At 67.4% G+C, this 15,985-nt stretch carries 13 protein-coding genes and 1 pseudogene; 7 read left to right on the top strand and 7 right to left on the bottom strand.

All coding sequences use genetic code 11. The features are described 5' to 3' along the window. Nucleotides 1–93 precede the first annotated feature (93 nt). On the top strand, nucleotides 94–618 hold the full coding sequence (locus DK26_RS00500; protein ID WP_066467249.1) for a hypothetical protein: 525 nt from the start codon (nucleotides 94–96) through the stop codon (nucleotides 616–618). A gap of 79 nt (nucleotides 619–697) precedes the next feature. On the opposite strand, the gene DK26_RS00495 is transcribed toward DK26_RS00500, so the two are convergent. Beyond that, nucleotides 698–1,030: a hypothetical protein gene (locus DK26_RS00495; RefSeq protein ID WP_157089434.1), complete on the bottom strand. Its 333-nt coding sequence runs from the start codon at nucleotides 1,028–1,030 to the stop codon at nucleotides 698–700. A 108-nt stretch (nucleotides 1,031–1,138) separates the two neighbouring features. Here DK26_RS00495 and DK26_RS00490 point away from each other — a divergent pair, with 108 nt between their 5' ends. Together DK26_RS00490 and DK26_RS00485 are read left to right on the top strand one after the other, a co-directional pair. Next, nucleotides 1,139–1,561 (top strand): helix-turn-helix domain-containing protein, encoded by a 423-nt coding sequence (locus DK26_RS00490; RefSeq protein WP_066467245.1) that lies wholly within the window; start codon nucleotides 1,139–1,141, stop codon nucleotides 1,559–1,561. Then, complete coding sequence (locus tag DK26_RS00485) at nucleotides 1,558–2,421, top strand: alpha/beta hydrolase (RefSeq protein ID WP_083532867.1); 864 nt, start codon at nucleotides 1,558–1,560, stop codon at nucleotides 2,419–2,421. The genes DK26_RS00490 and DK26_RS00485 overlap by 4 nt, the downstream gene beginning before the upstream one ends. Nucleotides 2,422–2,510: 89 nt before the next feature. Here DK26_RS00485 and DK26_RS00480 read toward each other — a convergent pair whose 3' ends face one another. Both DK26_RS00480 and DK26_RS00475 read right to left on the bottom strand, forming a co-directional pair. Next, nucleotides 2,511–3,044 (bottom strand): dihydrofolate reductase family protein, encoded by a 534-nt coding sequence (locus DK26_RS00480; RefSeq protein ID WP_066467244.1) that lies wholly within the window; start codon nucleotides 3,042–3,044, stop codon nucleotides 2,511–2,513. Between the two features lie 108 nt (nucleotides 3,045–3,152). After that, nucleotides 3,153–3,803 (bottom strand): glutathione S-transferase family protein, encoded by a 651-nt coding sequence (locus tag DK26_RS00475; protein WP_066467240.1) that lies wholly within the window; start codon nucleotides 3,801–3,803, stop codon nucleotides 3,153–3,155. A gap of 326 nt (nucleotides 3,804–4,129) precedes the next feature. Here DK26_RS00475 and DK26_RS29225 point away from each other — a divergent pair, with 326 nt between their 5' ends. Continuing rightward, nucleotides 4,130–5,041, top strand: coding sequence for a cell wall hydrolase (locus DK26_RS29225; protein ID WP_066467239.1), 912 nt, complete (start codon nucleotides 4,130–4,132; stop codon nucleotides 5,039–5,041). Nucleotides 5,042–5,177: 136 nt separating this feature from the next. On the opposite strand, the gene DK26_RS00465 is transcribed toward DK26_RS29225, so the two are convergent. Beyond that, entirely contained in the window at nucleotides 5,178–7,853 is a 2,676-nt protein-coding gene (locus DK26_RS00465) for a phosphoenolpyruvate carboxylase (protein ID WP_157089443.1), read from the bottom strand. 1,218 nt (nucleotides 7,854–9,071) lie between these two features. Here DK26_RS00465 and DK26_RS00460 point away from each other — a divergent pair. Continuing rightward, nucleotides 9,072–9,832: pseudogene (locus DK26_RS00460) on the top strand (AAA family ATPase). Between the two features lie 93 nt (nucleotides 9,833–9,925). On the opposite strand, the gene DK26_RS28800 reads toward DK26_RS00460, so the two are convergent. Continuing rightward, a complete protein-coding gene (locus DK26_RS28800; protein WP_157089433.1) occupies nucleotides 9,926–10,672 on the bottom strand; it encodes a hypothetical protein in 747 nt (248 codons plus the stop codon). A gap of 282 nt (nucleotides 10,673–10,954) precedes the next feature. Here DK26_RS28800 and DK26_RS00450 point away from each other — a divergent pair, with 282 nt between their 5' ends. Both DK26_RS00450 and DK26_RS00445 read left to right on the top strand, forming a co-directional pair. Beyond that, the gene (locus DK26_RS00450) at nucleotides 10,955–11,932 is read left to right on the top strand and encodes a serine hydrolase (protein WP_083532881.1); all 978 of its coding nucleotides are present in this window, start codon (nucleotides 10,955–10,957) and stop codon (nucleotides 11,930–11,932) included. Nucleotides 11,933–12,097: 165 nt separating this feature from the next. Further along, nucleotides 12,098–13,006, top strand: a complete 909-nt coding sequence (locus DK26_RS00445) for a DMT family transporter (protein ID WP_066467235.1) — start codon at nucleotides 12,098–12,100, stop codon at nucleotides 13,004–13,006. 227 nt (nucleotides 13,007–13,233) lie between these two features. Here the strand turns inward: DK26_RS00445 and gpt are convergent, their stop codons facing one another. Together gpt and DK26_RS00435 are read right to left on the bottom strand one after the other, a co-directional pair. Next, nucleotides 13,234–13,740 carry a xanthine phosphoribosyltransferase gene (gene gpt, locus DK26_RS00440; RefSeq protein ID WP_066467233.1) on the bottom strand — a complete coding sequence of 169 codons (507 nt, stop codon included), beginning with the start codon at nucleotides 13,738–13,740 and terminating at the stop codon, nucleotides 13,234–13,236. A gap of 155 nt (nucleotides 13,741–13,895) precedes the next feature. Then, nucleotides 13,896–15,719, bottom strand: a complete 1,824-nt coding sequence (locus DK26_RS00435) for a methyl-accepting chemotaxis protein (protein WP_248309830.1) — start codon at nucleotides 15,717–15,719, stop codon at nucleotides 13,896–13,898. Nucleotides 15,720–15,985 lie beyond the last annotated feature (266 nt).

The raw sequence follows: 15,985 nt of genomic DNA, 5'->3' as shown, positions 1-15,985 counted from the left end.
TGCCAACAAGCGATTCAGCACTTGCCGATTTGCACGTTGAGATCGCTCTGCCCGCTCGCTATCTCCTGATGCTCAGAGCTGGGAAACGCCGCCTTGTCCGCCGATCGCAACCGCCTCACCGCCCTCATCGCCCTCGCAGCGGCCTCCCTGACCAGTGCCGCTCCGGCGCAGGCGAACTTCCTCGAAACCCTGTTCGGCATCGCGCCGCGGCAGGTCGTGGCGCCGGTGCCCGAGCGCGAGCCGCTGCACATGACCGTCCGCCCACGCGCGCCGAAGGACGGCAAGCCCGGTGTCGCGGCCAAGGATGCGCCGCCGACGCCGCGTGTCGCGCCGATGGAATATGCCAGCGACCCGTACTGGTACCTCAAGGACCCGACGCTGAAGAAGGGCGACATCATCGTGCTCGACGGCCGCGTCGTCGTCTTCAACGGCGGTGAGCGCAGCTACAGCAGCTTCCTGTCGATCAAGGAGAGCCGGCTGCTCTCCGAACGGTCCAAGAAGCAGCTCAAGCTCATGGTCTCGACCCCGATCGACAACCACACGGTCTGGGAACCGGCCGAGATCATGAAGAGCAATGGCGCGATGACGACCGTCGAGGTCTCCGAAAGCGCCCGCTGAGCCGCGGCTTTTCCCCACCAGGGGCTGCCAACCAATCCCTTGAAACCATCTGCTCACCGGTCCCGACGAGCGGAGATCGTTACACCAGATAGCGCCTCGCCAGGCCGGCCTCGGTGCGCAGCACTGCCGCCTCGCTCGTCCGCCCCAGGCGCTCCAATTCCGCCGCTGCACTCTCGCGCTCGTCAATCTCGGCCTGCAGCGCAAGGCGCACATCGGCGCAGCTCAGGAAGAGCCGCTCGACCTCGGCCGTCCCGCCGCGGAACTCATGCCTCGTCATCGGCCCGCCTCCCGCATCGGCGGCCGGCGCCTCGGCATTGTCGATCGCGGCGATGAGCGTCCTGACGACCCGCGCCTCGCAAGCCCCGCCCTGCTTCAGCGCCGCGCGCAGATCGGCGAGCAGACGGGCCTTCATCGCCGCTCCGGCATCCTCCAATGGCTCAATTCTCGACACCACAATAATCCCGGTTGCTACCTATAATTCCCTAATATACAGAATTACGGAATCAATTGGGAACAATCAATGTCTGAAAGCCTCGTGACCGTCGAGCAGGCGGCGGTGGAGCTGAACCTCCATCCCAAGACCGTGCTCCGCTACATCCGCGAGGGCCGCCTGCCCGCGACCCGGGTCGGAAAATCCTATCGGATCGCGCGCTCGAGGCTCGACGCCTTCGCCGGTATCGCTGGCGGCCAGCAGAGCGCGGCGGCCGAAGCCCGGGCGACCTGCATCGTCGACATTCCCGACATCGCCTTGGAGAAAGCCGAGCGAATCGCCACCTTCCTTCAGGCCGTGGCGCTGACCGGAGATGCCGATACGCCGCCCCTGCACCTCGAAACCGTGTTCGACCCGCAAGCCAAGAAGCTGAAGGTGGTGCTGATCGGCGACCCGTCCAATGTCGGCCGGATCCTGGAGATGCTGCAGTTGCAAAGGGGGAACCGGCCGTGAGCGGCGCCTACCGCAAGGCCGGCACCGCCGCGGCCGTGCAGGCGCATTACCGACAGATTCTCGACCAATGCCCCGTGCCTTGCGTCGAGCTGCACGTCGCGACACGCCAAGGCTCGACCTTCGTCCTCGCCTGCGGACCGGAAGATGCGCCTCCCGTCGTGCTGCTCCATGGCTCCCAGGCCAATTCGGCAGCCTGGCTGCTCGATGTCCCGCTATGGTCGACGAAGTTCCGGCTCTTCGCGGTCGACATGATCGGCGAGCCCGGCCTCAGCGCACAGGTCAGGCCGGCGCTTGCCAGCGATGCACATGCTCTCTGGCTCGACGATGTCTTCGCGGCGTTGGGATTGTCGCAGGCGGCACTCGTCGGCATGTCGCTGGGCGGCTGGCTGGCGCTCGACTACGCCAGCCGGAGGCCGGGATTTGCGCAGGCGCTGGCGCTGATCTGCCCCGCGGGCATCGGCCGTCAGAAGAATTTCCTGCCGAAGGCGCTGCCGCTCCTGCTGCTCGGGCGATGGGGCAAACGCAAGGCGCGGGAGCTGGTGTTGGGGCCCTTTCCGAAGGTGCTGCCGGAAGCGGTGCGGCCGCTCGCGGAGTTCATGGAGCATATCGGCAGGGTCGTTCGGCCGCGCATGGTCGCCATCCCCTGCCTGAGCGATACGCAGCTCGCCGGGCTCGGCGTGCCGGTGCTGTCGATCATCGGCGGCCGGGACGCCCTGCTCGACTCCCGCGATACGCAGGAGAGGCTGCGGTGCAACGTTCCCCAGGCCGAGGTCTGCTTCATCGAGGGCGGCTATCACTTCCTTCCGGACCAGACGGCCCGCGTCATGGGCTTTCTGGAGCGGGCCCTCGCACCCTCCTGAAGGGTGGGACGGCCGTGCATCGGCCCGCGACTGAGCTTCGAAGGCCGCGAGGGCGCGCTCGAACGCTGGCCGCGCCGCGCGGACCGCGCTCAGGTCGGAACGTAGCTCAGCCTGATCACGCCCTCGCCGACGGGCTCGCTGGCCACCAGACGGAGTCCCGGCCGCGGCCCTGCGAAGAATGGCATGCCGCGCCCCAGCACGACCGGGTGCAAATAGAGCCGGTATTCGTCGATCAGCCCGAGCTCGGTCAGGCTTTGCGCCAGTTCCGGCCCGGAGACGGCGATCTCCCCGGCAAGCCGCGCCTTCAGGCCACGGACCACCGAAGCGAAGTCCGCTTCGACGAGCGTCGCATTGGGACCGACAGATTTCAGCGAGCGCGAGACCACCCATTTCGGCTGCTTTCGCCACGCCATCGCGAAGTCGCGCCGTTCCGCATCCCAGGCAGGATCGTCCTCGTCCCAATACCGCATCGTCTCGTACATGCGGCGGCCGTAGATGCTGGCGGCAAGGCCGCGCACATGCTCGGTCCAATGGCGAAACAGCACCGGGCCCACCTGCATCTCCGGGTGGAGATCGACATAGCCGTCCAGGGACTGATTCATGCCAAAAACGATCTTCGCCACGCTGCTGGCCTCCCTGCGAGGGTGTTCAGAATAGAGCGCGGCGTGGTCACGCAAAAGTGACACTGGAACGCCTGCTCCGCCGTCCTCTCATGCGCGCCAGCACCGCGATTAGCCCGCCGCCGCTGCCGTGAAGACCGCAAGCTGCGCCGCGAAGGCGCGCTTGAACGCCGGCCTTGCCTCCGCGCGGGCGACATAGGTGGCAAGGTTCGGATGCTCCTCCAGCAGGCCAGAGCCGTGCAGCCTACGCAGCACCGTCACCATCAGGAGGTCCCCGGCGCTGAAGGCGCCGTCGAGCCAGTCCGCCTCGCCGACCCGCCGCGAGAGGTCGCCGAGCCGCTTGCGGATGATGCTCTCCAGGGCCTGCAGCCGCTGCTCGTACCAGGGCTGATCACGTTCGAGGATCGCCGCGAGAGAGCGGTCGAAGATCTGCGGCTCCATCGTGTTGAGCGCCGCGAACATCCAGGCGATCGCGCGCGAGCGGGCATTCGGATCGCCCGGCAAAAGGCCGGCATGGCGCTCGGCGATATGCAGCACGATCGCCCCCGACTCGAACAGGGCGAGGTCGCCCTCCTCGAAGCTCGGGATCTGCCCGAAGGGCTGAAGCGAGAGATGCGCCGGCTCGCGCATCGCCTCGAAAGACAGGAGCCGAACCTCATAGGGCTGGCCGACCTCCTCCAGAGCCCAGCGGACTCGCATGTCGCGGGCGAGCCCCCTGCCCCGGTCGGGCGAGCGTTCGAAGGCGGTGATGATGGCGGTCATCCTCTGCTCCCGACTATTGCCTCGTGCCCGCTGGGCGAAGCGTCCGGCGGCCAAAGGACGAACCGGCACGGCAATTCCCGACAACCCGCCTCTTCCTTTTTTCGAGCGCGAGAACGCGCCTCGCCGCCGGATTCTACCTTTTCCGGCGGGTCAAAGGCCCGTCAGGCATCCTGGCACAGGCTCCGGTCGAACGCGCGCTCTTGCGCCGCACAACTTCACCTCTTTCATCCGAATTTAACTTTCTGGTAAGAGCTTGGGGATTCCTTGCCGGAGATGACGGACCGCCTACCGAGGCAGCCCCGATCCCGTAATCAGGAGGTTGCCGCATGAAGCGGACCGAGATCGCTGCAAACGCTACCCGTCTCTCCGGCAAAAGCCGCCACGGTCGCAAGGCGATCCCGCTCCTGGTTTCACTGGCAGCCCCGGTCCTCGGCGCCTGCAGCATGACCCCGGTCGAGACCGCTTCGACCACGGCGCCCAGCACCACGCCGAAGCAGACCCACGAGGTGCGCAAGCGCGCCATCGCCCTGGCCAAGGCCGATCCGCGCGAGAAGGAATGCCTCGTCCGCGCGATGTATTTCGAATCGAATCGCTCCAGCGAATCCGGCCTGCTCGGCGTCGGCACGGTGGTGATGAACCGCGTGGGCGCGCCGCGCTATCACGACACGATCTGCGGCGTCGTCGGCGCCCCCAAGCAATTCGCCTCCGGTGTGCTGACCCGCCCGATGTCAGCGCGCGACCTGCCCAAGGCCGAGGCCGCCGCCGAAGCCATCCTCGCCGGCAAGCGCAACGAGGCGGTCGGCAACGCCAAGCATTTCCACATGGCGGGCCTGCGCTTCTCCTACCCCAACATGCACTATGTGACGGTGGCCGGCGGCAACGCCTTCTACGTCAAGGGCGAGCGCCCGGAGCGCCGCCGCATCGAGGAGCCGAGCTCGCAGGTCGCCGCGCTTTCCGAGCCCGCGCCGCTCGCCACCAGCGCCACCTCGGCTTCGACCTCCTTCGCCAGCGCGCCGCTCGCTTTCGCCCCGGCCGCCCCGGCTACCGCGATCGCCCTGCCCACGAGTTCGGCCTCCTATGTCGTCGCCAATGCGACGCTGCCACCGAGCCGCCCCTACGATCTCGGCATGTCCCGCAAGACCGCGCAGGCCTTCATCGCGCCGCCGAAGAGCGACGCCCGCATCGCGGCGCTGATGCCGCCCTCCCGCCCGCTGCGCGGCACCCTCGCGCAGGACTGACGCGCGCCTAACGCCGCAAGCGCTGGCCGCTCCGTCATGGTCGGGCCTGTCCCGACCATCCACGTCGTCCTTCACGAAGCGCGGTGTTCAAGCCGTGGATGCTCGCCACGAGGGCGAGCATGACGGATCGGCGATCTCAGCCGAACGCACCGATCTCGTGCTGGATCGCGCCTGAGATCTCGCGCAGCAGCGCAAAGCACTGCCGCATCGGCTCGATCACGTCGCGGTGCAGCGCCGCATAGGCGCCGCCCTCGCGCGGCCCCGGCGGCTCGCCGAAATCAAGGCCGAGCGCCGCGTCGGGATTGAGCGGGAAGATCTCGCCTAGCATCACTAGCGCCCCGTTCATGTCGAGCCTCAGGATGCGTTCGAGCAGGAGCTCGCGCGTCACCCCGGCATGCGGCCGGAAATCCGGGATATGCGTCGCCGAGAGCCAGATCCGGTGCAGCAGCGAAAGGCGCAGCGTGTGCAGGGCGACCAGCCGCACTGGCATCGCCGGCGGCTCGCCCGCCGCCTCCTTCAGCTTCAGCCGGTCCGAGGCGAAGCGCCAGAACAGCCGCCTGAGAGCCGGCGCGAGATCGAGCCGCGCCAGCGCCTCGGCGACGGCGAGCAACTCGTCGCGCCGCCCCTCCCGCTCCGTCCGCCTCGCCCGGTCGAACCAGGAGCCGGCATCGAGCGTGTCGAGATAGGCGCGCAGCACATCGAGATCGCTGTTCGCCATGGCATGGGCCGCGAGGCGATAGGCCCGGCCGAAGCGCTCCGAACTCTCGCGCATGCTCGCAAACAGCTCGGGCGCCCGCCCCGCCGCCTGCCCGATGCCGTGCACGCTGTTCGCCAGCCAGCCGAGTTGCTGCAGGATGGCGTTGTTCGGGATGGCCCGCAGTTCCCTGGGATGGCGGATCACCGTGGGGCCGCCGGCATCGCTCTGCCGCGCCGCCGGGCGCGAGCCGGTCTTGTCGAGCAGCGAGGGACCGAAGGTGCCGATCAGCGCGGCATAGCCGGGATCGTCGACGAGATGGGTCATCTCCTCGCGCACGGTCTGGAAGAACTCGGTGGCGAAGTCCGGCTCGGCATAGATCGGATCGTCATCGCCCGCAGTTGCGTCGGCGAACATCGCCTCGGCGATGCGCGCCACCGTCGCCCCGGCGAGCCCGCTGGTGCCGAACAGCAGGTAGCCGTCGCTGCCCTGGAAGCTGGTCTCGCGCGTCACCTTGACGCCGGCCTTGGCGAAGGCGCGCCGCGGCCATTCCGGATCGAGATAGGCGAGCCGGTCCTTCAGGCTGTCGGGATGGGCGCCGCGCCCGGCCGACTCGCCATGCGTGTCGAAGATGACGAGCTCGATATCGGTGAGGCCGTAGCGCTGCAGCAGCTCCAGGATACGACTGCGCAACCGCTCGACCCAGAAGGTCGCCGCGACCTGGCCGATATAGCGGCCGGAATCGGAATAGCCGAACTGGACGCAGAGCCTGCCATGGCGCTTGAGATAATCGCGCCAATGCGGGCTGCGCAGCGCCTCGTCGATGATGCGCGGGCCTTGTTCGAGCGCGTCCGAGGTCTCGAACAGCGGGGAGATCTCGACGAGATCGGCGATGCCGAAGCGCTTCGCCAGATAGAGCGCTGACAAAAGCGTGTAGCCGGTCTCGGTCTCGGCGATCAGGAAGCGCACCGGCCGCGAGCCGTCGACATGCTTCACGATCTGCGCGACCATCATCATCATCCGCGCCGCCGAGGCGCGCTCGACCGCGAGCGCCCCGAAATCGACCGGCGTCGGTTGAGCCTTAGCCAATGCCTGGTTCGCGGCGGCCAGGAAGGCGCGCCTTTGCGCCGGCTGGGCCGGGTCCTCGTCGAGCGGGATCACGCCGCGCATCGCATTGTGGAGCTGCGAGGCGTTCAGCCGGAAATGCGGCAGCGCGATCGAGACGCCATGGGCGATGACGCCGGCCCGCGCCAGCACCAGCGCGCTCGCGATCGCCTCGTCCTCGGCCAGCACGATCGCCTTGTCGAGCGCCGCCACGAGCTTTGACGAATCCGGCAATGCCGCCTCGCGCTCGCCGACCAGCGCCAGCGAGAAAGCCTGCAGGGCCGCGATCTCCGGCTTGCTGTTCAGGGGCGGGCAGAGCGCAAGCTGCCGCTCGACCGCTGCGAGCGCGCCCTCGACCAGCGCCCTCACCTCGGCGGCTGCCGGCGCTTCCGGCAGCTTCTCCAGCAGGCGGAAGAACTGGCCGCGCTTCGATTCCAGCCGGTAGCGCAGCGTGTCCCACCAGCCGATGTCGGTGCGCCCGTCAGTGTCGCAGCCGACCCAGGAGGCGAGCTGCAAGGCGCGTGGACTGAGCTCGCGCCAGCGCTGCGGCCAGCGTGCCCGGGCCTCTTCGAGGAAGGCGGCGTTCAGCCGGTCGATCGCGTCGCGGGCATTGCGCACCGCAAAGCGCGCCTGCTCGAACTCGTCCTGCAGGGTGATCGCCGCATCCGGCCGGAAGGAAAGATCGGCCGACCTCAGCACCGCCGCCTCGCCCGCATTCGAGACGAGTTCGGCCAGCGCATGCGCCACCGCCCGGCTCATGCCGAAGGTCGGATGTGCGGTGAAGACGGCCGCGAAGCGCACGCGGGCCAGCGCCGCGCCATAGGCCTCGAAGGGCTGGGCCGAAGCGCTCGCCTCCTCGCCGACGCGCCGCGCCAGCGCCGCATAGGCTTCGGCCTCTTCGCGCTCCAGCCCGACATAGGAGGCGACGCGCGCCGCCCGGTCGGCGAGCGCGGCGCGGCCGAGCTGGCGGATCAGCGCCGCGGTGTCGGCGAGCGTCACCTCGCCGCGATCCATCTTGCGGGTCAGCCAGAGCGTGACGCGTAAGACCGGGTTGCCGAACGGGTCCTCGCGCGCATCCGAGCGCGCCTGCACGATCGCCGCCGACAATTCGCTCGCCAGCGCCGTTGGCGACAATTCCTCCGCACCGGCCACGCCGCTCTCCGTCTTTTTAAATCGTTTGATGAGGCGGCTCACAGGTGAGCAGGATTCCAATTCTACCGCAACCGCGAAAAGCAATGCGGCGCTGCAGCAGCGAGCATTGCCGCACGAGCGCAGGGAACCCCTCCCCCTTGCGGGGAGGGGCAGGGCTGGGGGGTGGAAAGTCGGGCAGAGCGCGCCGAGCGATGCACTGGCCGGCCTCTACCAGCAGCCGCGCACCCGGTCGGGCGCCCCCCCCATCCCCAACCCTTCCCCGCAAGGGGGAAGGGAGGAGCCAGACCGACCGGCGTGGCGCTGAGGAAACCATGCAGGAGAGGATTCCCAGCGCCTTTCCCGTCATGGTCGGGCTCGTCCCGACCATCCACGTCTTCCTTTGCGTCGTGCGACGTTCGAGACGTGGATGCTCGCCACGAGGGCGAGCATGACGCCGAGACACCGGGCACAACCCGCCGAACAATCCCCGCCTCCAAAACCTCGCTTATGCTTCTCCCCGTCCCGCCCGAACCGAGGGGGCTTCGCGAGGCATCATGAGGCCGGGCGGGAGAGCGGTCTTCGTGGCGAAAGGGCCTTGCGAGCCCGAGCGAGCGCGCTCCGCAAAGGTGCGATCCACTTTTGCGGCCGGCCTGCCCGCTCCACCGCGGAGGGGTTTTCGTCGATGGGAGAGGCCCTCCCAGTCCTGCCGGACGTAACCAGACGGCGAAGACACCATAGAGAACCGCGCGCGGGATCGGGAGGCGGCCAATGGCGCTGCTTCGACAGAAGACATCGACATTCGGCACGCAGCCGTCGACTGCGACGCCGCCCGGCCCCGCGCCCTCCCTCGGACGGCGTTCCCTTCAGACCCTCACGGTGGAAGCCGGCGGGAGGCACGCGCATGCCTCCCTACGCACTGCCTTTGCCCTATGCGCGTGTCGTCCCGGGCGACCGCAGGGAGACCCGGGATCCATGCCTGAACCTCTTTCGGAAGGGCTCAGGCATGGATCCCGGCGCTCCGCTTCGCTACGGCCGGGATGACACGCGGTTCCCTCGAAGCGCAGTACGCCCTAGCCTGCCCCACCCCGACGCCGAGCCCCCATGAGACGAAGCAGCCCGCCCCGCCTGCCCGCGCCCTATCTCCGGCGCATCTGGCTCGACCGCGCCGCGGTGCCGGACCCTGCGGCCTATCCTGGTGCCTGCCCTTCCTGCGCGAGGACTTCGCGCTGTCCTTCGACCGGGCGATCACCATCATCGTCGGCGAGAACGGCACGGGGAAATCGACGCTGCTCGAAGGCATCGCCGCGCTCGCCGGCTATGACGAGGCCGGCGGCGGCAAGGGCTACCGGCCGGTCGACCATGCCGAAGCGGTCGAGGCGATGGGTGGCCGGCTCGCGGGCGCCCTGAAGGCAAGCTGGCTGCCAAAGGTCACCGATGGCTGGTTCTTCCGGGCCGAGAGCTTCTTCTCGGTGGCGCGCTATCTCGATCATGCGGCCCGCAGCTCCGGCCATGCGCCGCCCGATTTCCTCTCCCATTCGCATGGCGAGGGTTTTCTGCGCTTCTTCGCGGAGCGCTGCCAGCGCCGCGGCATCTTCATCTTCGACGAGCCGGAATCGGCACTCTCCCCGGCCCGCCAGATCGAGTTCCTCAAGCTGCTGCGCCGCATGGACCGGCTCGGCCAGTGCCAGGTCATCATGGCGACGCATGCCCCGATCCTGATGGCCTATCCCGGCGCCCGCCTGCTGGGCCTGAGCCAATACGGGCTCGATCCCGTGACGATCGAGCAGACCCAGCATTTCCGGATCATGCGGGAGTTCTGCGCGGACCCGGCGACGTTCGTGGAGACGATGATGGAGGAGTGAGGACGGCGCCCTATCGACGCAACTCGAAGACAACCCAGCGTGAAATGGCCGCTTTCGACCCATTTCTTACATATGCGCCAAAGCTACGGGCGCTCAAGCAGCCGTATTGGCGGCAGGGGTATTGGGCTTGGCCTTCCCGAACTCGATGTCAAACGTCTGCTTAAGTTTGAACTCCTTGACCATGAGCGCATGCCACCGCTTTGCTGTGTCGGCGCCAATCTGTTTGCAATCATCGGCGTATTCGAGCAGCGCCACGACTATGCCGTCTGCTTCGATGAGGCGAGGCATGAACCACTCCCGCTCCTCTGATGTCATAAACGTAGTGCCCACGCTGCTCCCGCACTCTATCTTTGCGCCAAAGCGAGCTAGGAGCTTTTCTCTCGTCACAGAATACAATGAGACTAAATCAGTTACCGATGCATGCAGACGATCCAACGCTGCGACATCGTTGAAGAGGGTATCATCCAAGGACAAAACCAGCCCCAATTCGTCCGCAGTAAAGCTAACTTTCTCGGGAGTTGGAGCAATCGGACGGACCAACAAAGCTGGGTGAGCTGTCTCATCGCCATTTGCTTTCGCCAACTCTTCGCGGAGGTCCCTGCTGATGGTATGGCCATCAGACAAAATACGGGTTAATTTGACAAAGAAGGCGAATGCCAACGCTTTTCTCTTTTCTTGCCTATCCTCGTTTCGCTGCTCAGCGGCTTTGTTGAGGTTGCGCTGATGGAGAACGATATTGATGAAGCCAGACAAGGCCGAGCCAACGACTGCACCACCAAAAATACTGAGCCAGTTTAGGCTCGACGCAGCTTGAGCCACGGAAACAGCTTCACCTGCCATCGATTCCCCCAAAGGCGCAGACGCCTGATCGTACGATTAGACTATCGAGCAGGTGCCGCCTACTCACCCCAACGTCCGCTCCCGACCCACATCAGCCATCTCATCTCGCACAACACCGTATCCACCAGCAGCGAAGACACCCCTGCGCAGCAATGCTAAACCCGCCTCACCACCAACCTCCACCACGCCCGAGTCCCCGCCTTGCCCAGCTCCCTCTCCTCCGCCCGCCTCCAGGCAGCCGTTGAATTCGCGCAGGCGCATGACTCGCCTTGGCCGCGCAGCATGTTCTATCCGGACGGCGCCTATGTCGGGAATCGCGAATGGGACGAGAAAGGTCCCTGGACTGAGATCGTCGGCCCGGTCGAGCCGCGCGGCGGGCCGGCCGGCATCGTGCTGAAGGGCGGCAAGCTCGCCGCCGAATGGGGCGATGTCGAGCGCGCCGACATGACCTTCTCGATCGCCAAGAGCTATCTTTCGGTGCTGGCGGGCCTCGCCGTCGCCGACGGTCTGATCGCCGATATCGACGAGCCCGTGGGCAGAAGCGTTGACGGGCCGCATTTCGCGAGCCCGCACAATGCCAGGATCAGCTGGCGCCACCTGCTCAACATGAACAGCGAATGGCAGGGCGAGATCTTCGGCAAATCCGACCAGGTCGACCACTTCAGGCAGATCGGCGTCGGCGCCGACAACAGCCGAAAAGGCCAGCGCCGCGAGCTCGGCGAACCCGGCAGCCTCTACGAGTACAACGATGTCCGGGTGAACGCGCTCGGCTATGCGCTGCTGCGCCGCTTCGGCCGGCCGCTGCCGCAGGTTCTGCGCGAGCGCATCATGGACCCGATCGGCGCCTCGCAAGGCTGGCGCTGGGAGGGCTACGAGACCTCATGGGTCGAGATCGACGGTGAGCGCATGCAGTCGGTCCCCGGCGGCGGCCATTGGGGCGGCGGCCTGTTCATCAGCGCCCGCGACCATGCCCGCTTCGGCCAGCTCGTCGCCCAGAAGGGCATTTGGGACGGGCGCGAGCTGATCCCCTCCGCCTGGCTCGAACAGTCGCTCAAGCCCTCGCCGACCCTGGCGAATTACGGCTTCCTCTGGTGGCTCAACGCCAACCCGAAGCTGCCGGCGAGCAGCTTCAGCGCACAGGGCGCCGGCAACAACCTGATCTGGATCGACCCCGAGCACGACCTCGTCGCCGTGCTGCGCTGGATCGACAAGGCCGCGATCGACGGGTTCCTCGAGCGGCTCGTCGCGGCGGTGGAGTAGCCCCCCTCTCCCCTCCGGGGGAGAAGGTTCCCCGCACCCGTCATCCGCCGGCGGCGCATGACGTTGCGTCCATGCACCCAGCGAGCAGCGCCCTCGCCTGCCCGCCCTTGCCGCGGCTCCCGCCCCCGCCCATAGAGCCGGCTCTCTTCGCCGGAAAGCCGTCGCGTGACCAAGACCATCCCCCTCACCTCGCGGCCCGCCTTCGGCCTCGCCTGCGGCCTGCTCTGCGCCGTGATCTGGGGCGTGCAATCGGTGGTCTCGCGCCAGTCGGTCGCCGACGGGCTCTCGGCCGGCGACGTCACCATCCTGCGCTTCCTCGCGGCCTCGCTGGTGATGCTGCCCTTCGCGGTGAAGCGCCTGAAGCCCTTCCCGGTCGGCAGGCTCGGCTGGAAGCGGGCGCTGGTGCTGACCGCCCTGGTCGGGCCGGCCTACAGCCTGATCCTGGTCGGCGGCGCCCATTTCGCGCCGGCCCTGCATTCCTCGGTGATCTCGCCGGGGCTGATCCCGGTCTGCACCGCGATTCTCGCCTGGTTCGTGCTCGGCGAGCGCGCCGGCAAGGCCCGGCTCATCGGCCTTGCCCTGCTCGTGCTCGGCATCGCCGTCTTCGCCTTCGAGGCTCTGTCCAACACGCCGACGCGCGCGGGCGCCTGGATCGGCGACCTGCTCTTCGTGCTGATCGCGCTGCTCTGGTCGGTGTTCGGCGTGCTCTGCCGGCGCTGGGGAGCGGATGCGGTCGAGGTCACCATGGCGACCTGCCTGTTGTCGCTCCTGCTGCTGCCGCTGCTCGCGCTCGTGCAGCCGGTCAACCTGATGCAGGTGCCGCTCTCGGCGATCGCGCTGCAGGCGCTCTACCAGGGCGTGCTGGTCGGCGCGCTGGCGCTGTTCCTCTACACCCAGTCGGTCGCGACGCTCGGTGCCGGCGGCGCGGCCCTGTTCCTGCCGCTGGTCCCGGCGGTGACCGCCATCGCCAGCTTCGCCCTGCTCGGCGAGAAGGCCTCGGCGCAGGAGATCGCCGGCATGGCCATCGCCATCACCGGCATGGTCGTGGCGCTCAGGGCTCCGAGCGCGGGCTGAGCGGCCCTTCCGCAGTCACTCCGGGAGGCCTGGGCCCGGAACCGATGGACACCCTGCAATTCCAGCCCGTCATGCTCGCCCTTGTGGCGAGCATCCACGTCTTGAACACGACACTCGACCGCTGAAGGCGTGGATGGTCGGGACAAGCCCGACCATGACGAAATGAGGCGTGTTCATGGGTTCCGGGATCGCCGCTGAGCGGCGCCCCGGAACGACAGGACACATCTTCAGCCCTTATGGCCCTTGGCGATCGGCTCGACATAGGACAGGGCCATATCCCAGGGGAAATAGATCCAGGTGTCCTGGCTGACCTCGGTGACGAAGGTGTCGACCACCGGCACGCCCGCCGGCTTGGCGTAGACCGTGGCGAAATGCGCGTTCGGCAGCATCTCGCGCACGACGCGGGCGGTCTTGCCGGTATCGGTGAGGTCGTCGACGACGAGGACGCCCTTGCCCTTGCCGTCGCCGATGGCGAGGATCGAGGGCGCGATCTCCTTCATCACCTTGAGCTCGGTCTGGTTCTTGTAGTCGTGATAGCTCGCGACGCAGACCGTCTCGATCATCCGCAGGCCGAGCTCGCGGCAGATGATCGCCGCCGGCACGAGCCCGCCGCGGGTGATGCAGACCATCGCCTCGAACGGGCCGGCATCGGCCAGGCGCCAGGCGAGCGCCCGGGCGTCGCGATGGAACTGGTCCCAGGAAACGGGGAAAGCCTTGTTGGTCGGTTCGGCCATGGCGGGGCGGTCCTGCGGAAAACGTGGCTGGTTTTTCCGCAAAGCGCATCCGGCCGGCGCGCGCAAGTGCAAACCGGTCGCTTGTCCCCGCTGCGATGGCCGCAGCGGGTCCGATCCCTGCCGGCCGGGATGGCTGACCCGGCCGGCTCGGGGTCCTAGAACTCCGCCCAGCCGTCGGCGCCGCCGCTGCCGACCCGTACCGCCGTGCGGGCGAGCGGCCTCGCGGCCGGAGCCGCCGCGGGCTTCGCGGCCGGCAGCATGGCGCGCAGATTCGCCACCATCTCGTCGGCCGGGCTGCGCGCGCCGAGCCGGAACGCCCCGACCAGCGCCGCCAGTGCCTGCGTCTCGCCCTGCAATTCGCGCGAGAGCCGGGAGCTGGCATCGGCCATCATCGAGTTCTGCTGGGTCATCTCGTCCATATGCGCGACGGTCCGCGCCATCTCGTCGACGCCATTGGCCTGCTCGACCGCGGCGCTGGAGATGTCGGCGATCGTGCCGGCGACCCGGGTCGCGGCGCTGACGATCTCCTCCAGCGTCTTGCCGGCCTGCTGCACCAGTTTCACGCCGGAGCGGACCTGCTCGCTCGAATTGCCGATCAGCTCCTTGATCCCGTTGGCGGATTCGCTCGAACGCTTGGCCAGCGCCCGGACCTCGGACGCGACCACGGCAAAGCCCCGGCCGGCATCGCCGGCACGGGCCGCCTCGACGGCGGCGTTGAGCGCCAGCAGATTGGTCTGGAACGAGATCTCGTCGATCATCGAGATGATGTCGGCGATCGCGGTCGAGGCCTGCTCGATCCGCCCCATCGCCGTGACCGCATCGGCGACGATGGCGCCGCCGCGCGAGGCTACGGTCTTGGCCTCGTCGCCGAGCGCCGCCGCCTGGCGCGAATTGCCGGCGCTGGTCTTGATCGAGGCGGCGAGTTCCTCGGTGGTCGCCGCGGTCTGCTGCAGGCTCGACGCCTGCGCCTCGGTCCGCTCGGCGAGGTTGACGCTTTCCGAGGCGATCCGGTCGGCCGCGGCCGCGACCTTTCCGGAGATCCCGCCGACGGTGCTGATCACCTGCGCCATGTTGTCGAGGAGCTCGTTGATGCCGTTGCAGAGATCGGCGACCTCGCCCTCCTTGCCCGCCATCGGGATGCGCTGGGTCAGGTCGCGGTCCTTGGCTCGGCCGATCACGCCCTGCGCCTCAGCTACCGCCTGGGCGAGCTGGCGCGCCGCCTTCTGCTCGCTGATGTCGGTAGCGTATTTCACCACCTTGGTCGGCTGCCCCTTGGCATCGAAGATCGGGTTGTAGCTCGCCTGGATCCAGATCTCGCTCCCGCCCTTGCCGAGGCGCAGATACTGGCCGGCATCGTATTCGCCGCGGCCGAGCTTCTGCCAGAAGCCGCGATATTCCGGCGAAGCGCGATAGGCCGGCTCGCAGAACATGCCGTGATGCTGGCCCCTGATCTCGGCGAGCGAATAGCCGGTGACGGCGAGGAAATTATCGTTGGCGTCGAGGATCGTGCCGTCGAGCGAGAACTCGATCACCGCCATCGCCTTGCGGATCGCCTCGAGTTGCCCGGCCATGTCGGCTTCGCGGTTCTTCTGCCCGGTGATCACCGTCGCGAACTTGATCACCTTCACCGGCCTGCCGCCGGCATCGAGGACCGGGTTGTAGCTCGCCTCGATCCAGAGCTCGCTGCCATCGGCGGCGACCCGCATGAACTGGCGGGCCTGGTATTCGCCGCGCGCCAGCTTCGCCCAGAACTCCCGGTAGTCGGCGCTGGCCGCTTCCTGCTTCGTCACGAAGAGGCTGTGGTGCCGTCCACGCACCTCATCCAGCGTGTAGCCCATCGCCTTCAGGAAGTTCTCGTTGGCGTCGAGAATTGTTCCGTCCAGCTTGAATGAAATCACCGCCATCGAGCGGCTGAGCGCCGCCATCTCACCTTCGAGCTCGCGGCGCGAGGCGCCGCCCATGAATGGATTTAGCCGCATGCCCGTCCCCTTGCATTCAGCCCCACGGAGCGCATCCGTAGACAAAAAATAGACGACGGCGGTTTACAGGCCGATAAAAACGGCCACGATTACATGGATAACACAATTGTGATCAGAAAAGCGCGGGAACTAATACTGAAATAGAGACAGTACTCCGTAGTGACTATTCAGATTCGACGACAAAACGCCGGAGGACAGACACGTCCATTCACAAGACAAAATTCGAGCAGCAAGCACGCTCGTAAACTTTAGATTCTTTAAAAATC

The organism is Allobosea sp. WAO (genome assembly GCF_001509835.1).
Classification (GTDB): Bacteria; Pseudomonadota; Alphaproteobacteria; order Rhizobiales; family Beijerinckiaceae; genus Allobosea.
This window is presented reverse-complemented; position numbering and strand designations above follow the sequence as displayed.